The 12,453-nt window shown below is 72.7% G+C and carries 10 protein-coding genes; 6 read left to right on the top strand and 4 right to left on the bottom strand.

Going from position 1 to position 12,453, the window contains the following annotated elements; translation table 11 throughout:
- Positions 1-5: 5 nt before the first annotated feature.
- Together JOF36_RS23200 and JOF36_RS23195 are read right to left on the bottom strand one after the other, a co-directional pair.
- On the bottom strand, positions 6-647 hold the full coding sequence (locus JOF36_RS23200) for a TetR/AcrR family transcriptional regulator (protein ID WP_210030747.1): 642 nt from the start codon (positions 645-647) through the stop codon (positions 6-8).
- 93 nt (positions 648-740) lie between these two features.
- Positions 741-1,832: an LLM class flavin-dependent oxidoreductase gene (locus JOF36_RS23195; RefSeq protein ID WP_210030745.1), complete on the bottom strand. Its 1,092-nt coding sequence runs from the start codon at positions 1,830-1,832 to the stop codon at positions 741-743.
- Positions 1,833-1,946: 114 nt separating this feature from the next.
- Here JOF36_RS23195 and JOF36_RS23190 point away from each other — a divergent pair, with 114 nt between their 5' ends.
- From JOF36_RS23190 to JOF36_RS23175, 4 genes are all read left to right on the top strand, one after another.
- Positions 1,947-3,257: a PucR family transcriptional regulator gene (locus JOF36_RS23190; protein WP_210030743.1), complete on the top strand. Its 1,311-nt coding sequence runs from the start codon at positions 1,947-1,949 to the stop codon at positions 3,255-3,257.
- Positions 3,254-4,282, top strand: coding sequence for a 3,4-dihydroxy-2-butanone-4-phosphate synthase (locus JOF36_RS41035; protein WP_210030741.1), 1,029 nt, complete (start codon positions 3,254-3,256; stop codon positions 4,280-4,282). The genes JOF36_RS23190 and JOF36_RS41035 overlap by 4 nt, the downstream gene beginning before the upstream one ends.
- A gap of 103 nt (positions 4,283-4,385) precedes the next feature.
- Complete coding sequence (locus tag JOF36_RS23180) at positions 4,386-5,150, top strand: SDR family NAD(P)-dependent oxidoreductase (RefSeq protein WP_210030739.1); 765 nt, start codon at positions 4,386-4,388, stop codon at positions 5,148-5,150.
- Positions 5,150-6,445: an acyl-CoA dehydrogenase family protein gene (locus JOF36_RS23175; protein ID WP_210030738.1), complete on the top strand. Its 1,296-nt coding sequence runs from the start codon at positions 5,150-5,152 to the stop codon at positions 6,443-6,445. The genes JOF36_RS23180 and JOF36_RS23175 overlap by 1 nt, the downstream gene beginning before the upstream one ends.
- A 42-nt stretch (positions 6,446-6,487) precedes the next feature.
- Here the strand turns inward: JOF36_RS23175 and JOF36_RS23170 are convergent, their stop codons facing one another.
- Entirely contained in the window at positions 6,488-8,140 is a 1,653-nt protein-coding gene (locus JOF36_RS23170; RefSeq protein WP_210030736.1) for a class I adenylate-forming enzyme family protein, read from the bottom strand.
- Between the two features lie 10 nt (positions 8,141-8,150).
- Complete coding sequence (locus JOF36_RS23165) at positions 8,151-9,116, bottom strand: cyclase family protein (protein WP_210030734.1); 966 nt, start codon at positions 9,114-9,116, stop codon at positions 8,151-8,153.
- A gap of 164 nt (positions 9,117-9,280) precedes the next feature.
- Here JOF36_RS23165 and JOF36_RS23160 point away from each other — a divergent pair, with 164 nt between their 5' ends.
- Positions 9,281-10,180 carry a TetR-type transcription factor C-terminal domain-containing protein gene (locus JOF36_RS23160; protein WP_210030732.1) on the top strand — a complete coding sequence of 300 codons (900 nt, stop codon included), beginning with the start codon at positions 9,281-9,283 and terminating at the stop codon, positions 10,178-10,180.
- Between the two features lie 40 nt (positions 10,181-10,220).
- Positions 10,221-12,416 carry a phosphatase domain-containing protein gene (locus JOF36_RS23155; RefSeq protein WP_210030730.1) on the top strand — a complete coding sequence of 732 codons (2,196 nt, stop codon included), beginning with the start codon at positions 10,221-10,223 and terminating at the stop codon, positions 12,414-12,416.
- Positions 12,417-12,453 lie beyond the last annotated feature (37 nt).

Genomic DNA, 12,453 nt, shown 5'->3' with positions numbered 1-12,453 from the left:
GTCGATCACCTCGGGTTCGGGTCGCGCCCCTCGGCGGGGCGGATCGGGGTCAGCTGGCGGACGACCATGTCCGCGTACCGGTCGGCGAGTTCGGCGATCGTCAGCCGGCCGGACGGGTCGAACCACTCGTTGGGTCCGTTGATCAGATCGAGGATGGCCAGGGAGGCCAGCCGGGGGTCCGGGCAGTCGAACTCGCCCGCATCCACCCCCTCGGCCAGGTGCCGGGCGATCCGGCGCTGGTAGTCGCGGCGGAAGGCCTGTACGGCCTCCAGCCGTTCCGGGGACAGGGCGCGCAGCTCGCGCCCGGCGACCCACCACGCGTCGCGGTTGGCGCCCAGGTGCGTGACGTGCGCGCGCACCAGCAGGACCAGCCGCTCGGCGTGGGAGCCCGGACCGTCGAGCAGGGGCATCTGCTCGACGATCATGTCCCGGTCGACGACGTAGATCGTCTCGAGGAGGAGCTCCTCCTTGTTGCGGAAGTGGTGGTAGAGCGACGCGGCCTGCATCCCGGCCGCGTCGGCGAGCGCGCGCATGCCGACGCCGTGGTAGCCCTGTTCCCGGAACATCCGGCTGGCCAGGGCGACGATCTCGGCTCTGCGGGCGCTTCCCCGGGCGGGCCGGCCCTCCTCGCTCCGATCGGTGCGCATGATCGGAGACCGTGTCATCGTTCCCCCTCCGGGGGTCGGTGGGCGTCGGCGGCGGACCGGCGGGACACCGGCCGGCCGCCGACGTCGGGCCGGTCAGGCCGGGATCGTTGCCTTCACACCCATCTTCTTCAGCTCGGGGACGACCTTCTCGCCGAAGAGCTTCAGGCTGGCCCGCACCTTGTCGAACGGCAGCCCGGCGAACGAGGGCGCGACGTTCGGCTGGTGGTCGCCGAACAGCTCGAGGCGGTGCCGGTACTTCTCGATGATCTGCTCCGGGGTGCCCCAGATCTGGGTGTCGGCGTAGCCGGCGGCGGCCGCCTCCATGCCCGCCTCGCGGATCATGTCCGCACCCGCCTGGTAGGCCTCGTAGCCCTTGGTCTCCCGCCAGTGCTTGCCGGCGAAGTCGTAGTGCTTGACCACGGAGAGGAAGTACTTCGCGAGGTACTCGCGGGCGGTCTGCTCGGCGACCTCCGGGTCCTCGTGGCAGTAGATGAAGTCCTGCGTGAGGATCGGGCCGGGCTCGCTGCCGTGCGCCTCGCGGTAGCACTCGCGGTAGCGCTCGATGGCCGGGACGTGCTGCTCGGCCGGGTACTGCATGAACGTCATCATCCGGGCGCCGACCTTGGCGACCGCGGGCACCGAGTCCGGCGACATTGCGACGCCGTAGAGCCGGTCGTTCCAGCTGCGGCCGGCCTCCGGTGCGGGACGCACGGTGACCCGCGGCTGCGGGTAGAAGGGGCCCTCGTTCTCGACGTAGCCGTTCTTCAGACCGCTCAGGATCAACGGGGCGGCCTCGTCGAACCGGCCGCGCGACTCGTTCATGTCCTGGCGGAAGCCCTCGTACTCCATCTTCGCCAGGCCGCGGCCCATCCCGAAGATCGCCCGGCCCTCGGAGAGGATGTCGAGCATCGTGACCTTCTCGACGACCCGCAGCGGGTCGTTCCAGGGAAGGATGACCGCGCCGGTACCCAGCTTGACCCGGCTCGTGCGGCCGGCCAGGTAGGTCATCAGCTGCAGGTTGTCCGGGCACATCGAGTAGTCGTCGAAGTGGTGCTCGGCGGCCCAGACCGAGTCGTACCCGTACTCCTCGGCCAGCACGCCGAGTTCCGCCTCCTGACGGAACATCTCCGCGTCGCTCAGGTCCTCGTGCCAGTTCTGGAAGACAAGCAGGACACCGACATCCATGGCGGTTCGCCTCTCTCGAAGGGGACGGAGGGGTTGCCTAACGAACGTTAGGGCTGCGATGGTAGTTGCCTACGTCACAGCGGGTCAAGGCACCAATGGAGGTGACAGGCAGTCATGGCACGACCTCTCACGATCGCTCCGGCTCCCGTGGTCGCAAGCGCCCCGGTCGTCGTCGCACAGCCGTCGGACCCACTCCCGCGGCTGCTCGGCGGCCTGTCCGAGGCCGTGCTCGACGGCGCAGGCACCGAGCAGCTGGTCGCCCGGGTGGCGAGCCTGCTCGGTCTGCCGGTCGCTCTGCGTGACGAGAACTTCGGGGTGCACTGCTGGTCGGCGCCCGCCGCGTTCCGGCTCGACGGCCCGCCCGCGCTCCCACCGGCCGCGCTCGCCCTGCCGGCGCTGGCCGGCGCCACCGCGCGGCTCGGGCCCGCACAGCGCTCGGTGGTGCTGCCGCCGGTGCCCGTGCACGGACTGGCCCGCCGGCACCTGCTCGCGGTGCTCGTCGTCGAGGGCGCCGTCGCCGGCTACCTCGATGTCGGTGAGCTGGGCCGGGCCCTGACCACCGCGGACTCGCAGCTCGCGGAGCAGGCGGCCGCGCTCCTCTCGGTCCAGCGGATCGGGGAGGTCCGCACCGCGCGGGCCGTCGCGCGCAACCGCGACGACGTGCTGGCCGACCTGCTGCGCGGCGCCCGCCCCGAGTCCGACCTGCGCCGGCTCGCCGAGCAGGTCGGACTGGATCCGACCGCGGGGCACGTGCTGGTGCGACTCCCGGTGAGCGCCGGGCGCTCCGCCGAGGACTGTCGCGAGGCGGTCGCCGCCGCGCTCGGCGCCGTGCTCGGGGCGGTACCCGCCGTGCTCGCCGAACCCGACGCCGTCGTCGCCCTGGTCGAGCTCTCGGGGGACCCGACGCCGGTGGGGCAGCGGGCGCTGCACCGGCGGCTGGGTGACGGCCTGGACGGGGTCGCGGCCGCCACCGGAGTCCGGCGGGCGGTGGTTTCCGGACCGGTCCGCGACGTCCCCGGGTTCCCGGCCGCGCTGGCCGAGACCTGCGAGGTCGACGGCATCGTCGACGCGCTCGGGGGCACGGCCGAGGTCGTCCCGGTGAGCGAGCTCGGCACGCTGCGGCTGGTGCTCAACGGGGACCGGGCGGGCGTCGCCGTCCGGTTCGCCGAGCAGTGCCTGGGCCCGCTGCGGCGCAACGACTCCGAGTCCGGCGGTGATCTCGTCGAGACGCTGCGCCGCTACCTCGCCGCCGGGGCACAGGTGCGCGCGGCCGCGAAGGAGCTCGGGGTGCACGAGAACACCGTCCGCTACCGGCTGGGCCGGATCGAGCACCTGACCGGGTTGGACATGCGCCGGTTCGACGCGTTGCTCGCCGCCCAGCTGGCGTTCCAGGTCGAGGGGATCACCCCGGCGGTGGCCCGGTGACCGCCCCCGGGCGGGTGGCCGGCGGGCTCGACCGGGCCGCACGGTCGCTCGTGGCGGGCCGGCCCGTCGTCCTCGTCGACGACCGCGGCGGCGGTGGCTCGCTCGTCGTCGCCGCCGACCGGGTCGACCGGCGGGCGATGGCGTTCGTGGTCCGGCACACCTGCGGCTTCGTCTGCGTCGCGCTGACCGGCGACGACTGCGACCGGCTCGGTCTCGGGCCGATGGTCCGCGGCGGCCGTGCGGGTCCGGCGTTCACGGTGACGGTCGACGCCGCCGACGGGATCACCACCGGCATCTCGGCCGCGGACCGCGCGCACACCGCCCGCCTGCTCGCCGCCCCGGCGACCGTCCCGGCCGCGCTGACCCGCCCGGGACACGTCGCCGGGGTGCGCGCGGCCGAGGGTGGCGTGCTGACCGAGCCCGGTCCCGCGGAGGCCGCGGTCGACCTCGCCCGGCTGGCCGGCTGCCGCCCGGCCGGGGTGCTCGCGCAGATCGTCCGCGCGGACGGCCGGATCGCGGACGAGGCCGACCTGGCCGCGTTCGGCGCGGTGCACGGCCTCGGCGTCGTCACGACCGCCGAGCTGGTCGAACACCGCCGCCGGTCCGAGACACTGGTCGAGGCCGTCGTCCGCTGCCGGATGCCGACCCGGCACGGCGAGTTCGCCGCGGTCGGCTACCGGTCGTACCCGGATGGCGGCGAGCACCTCGCACTCGTCGCCGGGGAGGTGGCCGGGCGCGCCGACGTGCTGGTCCACCTGCACGACGAGTGCCTCTGCGGCGACGTCCTCGGCTCGCGGGACTGCCCGTGCCGGTCCGAACTGGACACGGCGCTGAGCGCGGTCGCCGGGCACGGCTGCGGCGTCGTGCTGTACCGGCGATCGCCCGGTGGCCTGTTCGGACACCCGCCGGTCGGCGGCGGGCCCGAGCCGGGCCGGGCGCTGCTGGACGCGGTGCTCGCCGACCTCGGCGTCCGGACCTGGCGCCCGGTGATCCCCGCGACCCGGGCCGCCGGAGCGGCGTCCTGACCTCGACAGGCACTGGAGACATCGACAACCGGGCCCGGGGCGACCGGTTGTCCACCCGCACGGGTGTTCCTAGCGTCCCGGACACCACATCGGGAGGACAGCGATGACCGTCAACGACGGCCTGCAGGACAAGACCGCCATCGTGACCGGGGCCGCGCAGGGCATCGGCCGGGCCACCGCGCTGCGGCTCGCGGCCGAGGGTGCACGGGTGACCTGCGCCGACATCCAGGACTGCGGCGAGACGGTGACCCTCGCCGAGAAGGAGGGCGGCCGGGCCGTGGCCGTCGAGCTCGACGTGCGGCGCGCGGCCGACTGGGAGCGTGCCGTCTCCGCGCTGGTCGCCGAGCACGGCCGGGTCGACCTGCTCGCGAACGTCGCGGGCGTGGTGAACCTGCAGAGCCCGGACACGGTCGTCGACCTCACCGAGGACGCCTGGCAGACCGTGATCGACACCGACCTCAAGGGCGTCTGGCTCGGGATGCGCGCGGTGATCCCGCAGATGATCGAGGCGGGCGGTGGCCGGATCGCCAACATCGCGTCGATGGCCGCGCTGCGGGGACTGCCCAACCTGGCGTCGTACTCGGCGGCCAAGGGCGGGGTCGTCGGCCTCACGCAGCAGGCGGCCTTCGAGTACGCGGACAGCGGCGTGCTGGTGAACGCGATCGCACCCGGGACCATCGACACCCCGATCCTGGCCGGGATCACCGACGAGATGCGCGAGGCGAACGCGAACGCGCACCTGATCCGGCGGCTCGGGCGTCCGGAGGAGATCGCCGCGATGGTGGCCTACCTGTTCCGTGAGGGTTCGTTCCAGACCGGACTGACCTTCCCGGTCGACGGTGGCTGGGCCGCGAAGGGGAACTTCTGATGTGGGACTTCAGCACCGAACCCGAGTTCCAGGAGAAGCTGGACTGGGTCGACGCCTTTGTCCGGGACGAGGTCGAACCGCTCGACCTGGTCCTCGGCGACCCCTACGACAAGGCCGACGAGACGGCCCGGCGCCTGGTCGCCCCGCTGCGCGAGCAGGTCCGCGAGCGTGGGCTGTGGGCCGCGCACCTGCGGCCCGAGCTGGGCGGTCAGGGGTACGGGCAGGTGCGGCTCGCGCTGCTCAACGAGCTGCTCGGGCGGTCGCGCTGGGCGCCGTCGGTGTTCGGCTGTCAGGCCCCCGACTCCGGCAACGCCGAGATCCTCGCCCGGTTCGGCACGCCGGAGCAGAAGCAGCGCTACCTGCAGCCGTTGCTGGACGGCGAGATCTCGTCCTGCTACTCGATGACCGAGCCGCAGGCCGGCGCCGACCCGACGCTGTTCACCACCCGCGCGGTGCGCGACGGTGACGACTGGGTGATCGACGGCGAGAAGTGGTTCTCGTCGAACGCGCGGCACTCGTCGTTCCTGATCGTGATGGTGGTGACCGACCCGGACGCCGAACCGCACCAGGCGATGTCGATGTTCATCGTGCCCCGGGAGACCCCGGGCCTGACGATCGTGCGCGACGCCGGCATCGGCACCGAGTCACCGGAGCACTCCAGCCACTCCTACCTGCGTTACGAGGGGGTGCGCGTGCCGGCCGACCACCTGCTCGGGGAGCGGGGTCTGGCCTTCGCGATCGCCCAGACCCGCCTCGGTGGCGGCCGGATCCACCACGGCATGCGCACGATCGCCCAGATGCGCAAGGCGTTCGACCTGATGCTGGAGCGGGCGGTCTCCCGGACCACCCGGCACGGCAGGCTCGCCGAGATGCAGTCCACACAGGACAAGATCGCGGAGAGCTGGATCGACCTCGAGCAGTTCCGGCTGCTCCTGCTGCGGACCGCGTGGCTGATCGACCAGCACCAGGACTACCGGGCCGTCCGCAAGGACATCGCCGCGGTCAAGGTCGCGATGCCGCGGGTCTACCACGACGTGGTCCAGCGGGCGATGCAGCTGCACGGCGCGCTGGGGATCTCCAACGAGATGCCGTTCGCGGCGATGATGGTCGACGCGCAGGTGATGGCGATCGCCGACGGCCCGACCGAGGTGCACCGCCAGACCCTGGCCCGTCAGCTGCTGCGCGGCGCCGAGCCCGGCGAGCCGCTGTTCGGGTCCGGGCACCTGCCCACCCGCACCGACGCCGCCCGCGCACACGTCGCGGCCCGGCTCGAGCACCTGGTCGCGAACGCGTGACGGACGGTGCCGGCCCCGGCGACTGCAGGGGCCGGCACCGGACTACCGCGAGCGCAGCTCCCGGCGCAGGACCTTCCCGCTGACCGTCTTCGGGATCTCGTCGAGGATCTCGAGCCCGCGCGGGTACTTGTAGGCGGCCATCCGTTCCTTGCAGAACGCGATGATCTCCTCCGGTGTGGCGTCCGCCTGCGCCCTGAGTGACACGAACGCCTTCACCGTCTCGCCGCGGTACTCGTCGGGCACCCCGACGACCGCGGCCTCGCGGACCGCGGGGTGTTCGTAGAGCACGTCCTCGACCTCACGCGGCCAGATCTTGTAGCCGCCGGCGTTGATCTGGTCCTTCTTGCGGTCGACGATGTAGAACCAGCCCTCGGCGTCCATGTAGCCGACGTCGCCGGTGTGCAGCGCGCCGCCGGGCAGGGCGGCGGCCGTCTCCTCGGGCTTGTTCCAGTACCCCGCGACGACCTGCGGCCCGGCGGTGACGAGCTCGCCCACCTCGCCGGGAGGCAGGTCGTCGCCGTCCTCGCCGACGATCCGCACGACGGTGTTGTAGACGGGCACCCCGACCGAGAGCGCCCCCGAGGCCGTGTCGACGGGAGCTTCGGCGCCGTGCGGCACGGCGTGCGACGGCGAGGTGGTCTCGGTCAGCCCGTAGATGTTGTGGATGTAGTGCCCGAACGCCTCGCGGAAGGCGTGCACCGTGCTCGGCGGGATCGGCGCCCCGCCCGAGTAGACCTTCCTCAGGGTGGCCAGCTTGGACTTCTCGGCGTTCGGGGCGTTCATCAGGGCGATGAACACCGTGATCGAGCCGACCGAGAAGGTCGCGCCCTGCGCCTCGGCGATGTCGAGGGTCAGCGCCGGGTCGAGCCGGTACATCAGTACCAGCGGCGCCCCGGTCAGCAGTGAGATCGCGACGTGTCCGACGAGGCCGGTGATGTGGAACAGCGGGGCGATGCCGAGCACGACGTCGTCGCCGTCGAGCCCGATCCAGTCCCGGTAGGTCTGCGCGTTGAACACCACGTTGCGGTGCGTGGTCATCGCACCCTTCGGCGGCCCCGTGGTGCCGGAGGTGTAGGTCAGGAACGCCACGTCGTCCGGGCCGAGCCGAACCTGCGGCGGGGTGGCGCCCCTGTGTCGGTCGAGCAGCTCGAACAGGTCCAGGGTGCCGGGGCAGGCGATGCGTTCGATGCCGCCGAACACCGCCGGCTCGTTGCGGGTCTGCAGATCGAGCTCGGACGTGGTGATCACCGTGCGGACGGTGGTGCCGGGCAGCACCGCGGCCGCGACGTCGCGGTGCAGCGACTGCAGGCACACCAGCACGGTGGCGCCCGAGTCGGTCAGCAGCTCGGTGAGCTCGCGTCCCTTGTACATCGGGTTGACCGACACGGCGACGCCGCCGGCCTTCCAGGTGCCGATCTGGGCGATGACGAACTGCGGGACGTTCTGGGTGAACACGGCGACCCGCTCGCCCGCGCGGAAACCCTCGGCGGTGATGGCGGCGGCGAAGGCGTCGGTCAGCTCGTCGAGCTCGGCGAAGCTGATCCGGCCGTCGAAGTAGCGGATCGCGTCGGTGCCCGGGGTACGGGCGACCGTCGCCTCGAACATCGCCAGCGCGTTCTCGAACTCCGGCTCGATGTCGGCCGGCTGCCCCGCGTCGTAGCGCGCGAGCCAGGGCTTCTCGTCGTAGACGGTCATGGTGTCCGCCTCAACGGATCACGACGGGGTTCACCGGGGAACCGGTGCCCTCGACGACGTTCAGCGGGGCCGCGGTGTAGAGGAAGTCCCACCGGCCGTCGGCGGCGCAGGCATCGGCCAGCTTGTCCAGCGCGACGATCTCGGTCAGCACCACACCGAGGTTGCGCATCAGTGCGCAGTGCAGCGGCAGCATCACGCCGGACACCGGGTCCTTGGTGACCTCGTTCGCGATGGTGTCGGTGACCAGGTTCGGGATCTCGCGGTCGGCGAACCACTGCACCAGCTCGCGCGAGTAGGTCAGCCCCGGCTCGACGAAGTCGGCGTAGAACTCCTCGGCGGGGACCGAGTAGAAGTAGCCCAGGAAGCCGGTGCGGATCAGCAGGATGTCGCGCCGGCCGAGCTCCACGCCCTGGGCCTTGGCCGCGTCCTCGAGGTCGGTGTGGTTGAAGGTCTCGCCCTTGTCGAGCCACTGCTTGCCGCGGTGGCGGGCCATGTCGATCAGTACGCCGCGCCCTGCCACGCCGCGCTCGGCGATGGGCTGCACCGAGGCCTTGGCCAGACCGTCCACCGTGGAGCGCGCGTCGTAGCCGTTCCAGATCTTGCCGTCGTACCAGACGTGGCCCAGCGCGTCGTACTGCGTGGATCCCTGCAGGAAGATCTCGGCCTTGTCGTCGGCGTAGTGCAGGCCGCCGGGGAACGCGGGAGCGCCCTCCCTGCCTTCGTCCCACGAGGACTCGTCCAGGACGTTGGTGCGGTTGATGCTCTCCCGGCCGGGGAAGACGGGGTCGCCGTGCGGGTGCCCCATCGGCGCCTGCAGCGCGAACACCTCACCGGACCTGATGTGCGACGCGCCGCGCAGCACCTGCGCGGCGTCGAGGTAGTTCAGCGCCCCCACCTCGTCGTCGGGCCCCCACTTGCCCCAGTTGTTCAGGGCGTCGTCACCGAGGAGTTCACCCATCGTGGGCACGTCGGACATGCTGTCTCCCTTGACACCGGACGCAGACGACGAGCGCCGGAGCGCTCGATCGGTAGATGTTTAAATTATGCTGCAGGCCACATCGGGGAGTGTCAAACATCCAGGTGGCCGGATATCGGACGGTCGGCTGTCCAGGATTTCTGAACACTGCGGAGGGGGACGAGGTGTCTCGCCAGGGGAGACCCAGCGACGACCTGACCGGGGCGCAGATCCGGGTCGCGCGGACGCATCGGGGGCTCAGCCTGCGCGGCCTGGCGCGAGCCATCCATGTCAGCCCGGCGACGGTGAGCCAGATCGAGCTCGGGCGCACCGGCCTGTCGCTCGCCCGGCTCCACCAGATCGCCGCCGCGATCGGTGTGAGCGTCCCGGAGATCCTGGACACCGATCCCACCGGGGCGACGGGACCATCCGCGTGCGGGACGCGGATCGTCCGTCCCGGCCCCGAGGATCCGGGCCCGGGCTCCGACTGGCGCTCGTACGGGCCCCTGCCGTTCGACGTCGTCCTCCGAGCGGCCCTCGAGGAGTTCGTCCACGTCGGATTCCACGGTGCGACCGTGCGCGGGATCGCGGCCCGGGCGGGACTGTCGGTCCCGGGGATCTACCACTACCACGCCGGCAAGCAGCAGATGCTGATGACGATCCTGGAGTACGCGATGACCGATCTCCTCGAACGGGCCACGGCCGCGAGGAGGGACGGCGCCGGTCCCGTCGAACGGTTCGGCCTGCAGGTCGAACACCTCGTCCTGTTCCACACGCACCGGGCCGAGCTCGGGTTCGTGGGTGCGGCGGAGAAGCGGAGCCTCGACCCGGACAACTCGCGGACGATCGCGGCGCTGCGCACGCGGCAACAGCGCTTCGTCGACGAGGAGGTCGCCGACGCGGTCGAGCTCGGCCTCTTCCGCTCCGAGGACGCACACGAACGCGCCCGCTCGATCGTCACGATGTGCACGGCGCTGCCGACCTGGTGGCGCCCCGACGGCCGGTACTCGCCCGAGGAGATCGCCGAGCAGTACGTGTCGATCGCCCGGGATCTCATGCTGACCTCGAGAAGGCGCTGCGTCTGACGGGGCGTTTGCCCGGCCGGCGGGCGGGCAGGCTCCACGGGTGACGAGCGACGCACCGCTGGGCGTGGTCTTCGACGTCGACGGGGTGCTGCGCCTCGCGACACCACGCCGTCAGCTCCGCCGCCTCCGCGCGTGGATGCGGCACAGCACGCACGATCTCCGTTCGGTGCAGGGGATGCCGCAGCTGCTGCGCAGCGTGGTGGAGGCCCGCCCCGGCACGCCGGTGTTCTACCTGACCGCGCTCCCGATCGGCCTCTCGAGCCTGGCCACCCGTCCGCTCCGGCGGGACGGCTACCCGCCCGGCGCGGCGCTCGTCGTCGGTCGCACGCCGGTGCTGCGTTGGCTGGTCGGCGGTGGCCTGGAGAACAAGCGTGTCGCCCTCGAGCGGCTCGCGGAGCAGATGCCGCACGTGCGGTGGGTGCTCGTCGGCGACGACGCCGGGCACGATCCGGCCGTGTACGGCGAGTTCGCCGGGAGCCGCCCCGGCCGGGTCGCGGCGATCGCGCTGCGGCAGGTGCTCGACGTGCACCCGGTGGGGGCCGACGTGCCGTCGCCGCACCTGTCCGGGGCCGGTGTGCCGGTGGTCGGAGCCCCGAACGGCGAGGAACTGCTGCCGCGGCTGCGGAGCAGCATCGGCCTCGAGTCGCGGGGCAACGCGCTGGAGGACTGGTTCCTCACCGGGGAGGAACGAGGCAACGACGCGACGCGGTTGCGGGCGTGGACCGAGGGCAACGCGGTCCGCACGCTGGTGCACGGAAGCAGGTATCTGGGGCGGTTCGCCGATGCCGTTGCGGGCGCCGGGGCCGGTGACGCGGTGCTGTTCGGGGGCTGGCGCGCCGACGCGGATCAGCTGCTCGCCGAGCACGGCCCCACGGTCGCCGAGGCGCTGGGCGGGGCGGCCCGGCGCGGGGTCCGGGTGCGCGGGCTGCTGTGGCGCTCGCACTCCGACCGGCTCGGCTACCACGCGCGGGAGAACCGGACGATGGCCTCCGCCGTCGCCGATGCCGGGGGTGTGGTGCTGCTGGACCAGCGGGTCCGGGTCCTCGGCAGCCACCACCAGAAGCTCGTGGCCGTGCGGCACCCGGGCCGTCCGCGCGACGACGTGGCGTTCGTCGGCGGCATGGACGTCGACCTCGGCAGCCGCGACGACGCCGGTCACGCCGGTGACCCGCAGGCCGAGCAGTCCGGCTCGGACTACGGCCCGCACCCTCCCGTGCACGACACCCAGCTGGAGCTGCGCGGTCCGGCGGTGCGCGACGTGGAGGACGTGCTCCGGGAGCGGTGGGAGGACCCGTCGCCGCTGTCCGGGATGCCGTGGCACCCGGTGTCCGGCCTGGCCGGCGGCGACGGTGCGTCCACGGGGTCGTTGCCGGCCGAGACACCGGATCCACCGCAGGCCGGCAACTGTGCGGTGCAGCTGCTGTGCACCTACCCGAACCGGTGGCCCCGGTACCCGGCCGCGCCGCGGGGCGAGCGCAGCATCGCCCGTGGCTACAGCAAGGCCCTCGGCCGGGCGCAGCGGATCGTCTACGTCGAGGACCAGTACATGTGGTCGATCGACGTCGCCCGGGTCTTCGCCGCCGCCCTGCGCCGTGCCCCACGGCTGCACCTGATCGTCGTGGTCCCGCGCCTGCCGGACGTGACCTCGCGGGTCTACCTCGACACCGCCGGGCTCGGGCACGCCGAGGCGCTGGCCATGGTGCACGAGGCCGGCGGCGACCGGGTGCAGGTCCTCGACGTGGAGAACCACGAGGCGGTGCCGGTCTACGTCCACTCCAAGCTCTGCGTCGTCGACGACGTGTGGGCGGCGGTCGGCAGCGACAACCTCAACATGCGGTCGTGGACCTACGACACCGAGCTGGCCGCCGCGGTCGTGGACGCCGACCGCGACCCGCGTCCACCGGCCGACCCGGCCGGTCTGGGCGACGGCGCCCGCCGTCTCGCCCGCGATCTGCGTCTGGAACTGATGCGGGAGCATCTCGACCTCGACGACGACACGCACCTGCTCGACCCGGACCACGCCGCGGCGACCGTGCGGGACCGGGTGGCCGCACTGGACGCCTGGCACGCCGGCGGTCGGCGCGGGCCACGGCCGCCCGGCAGGCTGCGGTCGCACACGCAGGGCGGTCAGGACGGGTTGCCACGGCGGCACCGGTGGTTCACCGCGCCCGCCTACCGGTCGATCCTCGACCCCGACGGCCGCCCGGTGGGGATGCGCCTGCGCCGCGCCTACTGATGCTGTCCCGGAGTTTCGTCGGCTCGTCCCGCGGGCA

It is taken from the genome of Pseudonocardia parietis (assembly GCF_017876315.1).
Lineage (GTDB): Bacteria > Actinomycetota > Actinomycetes > Mycobacteriales > Pseudonocardiaceae > Pseudonocardia > Pseudonocardia parietis.
This window is presented reverse-complemented; position numbering and strand designations above follow the sequence as displayed.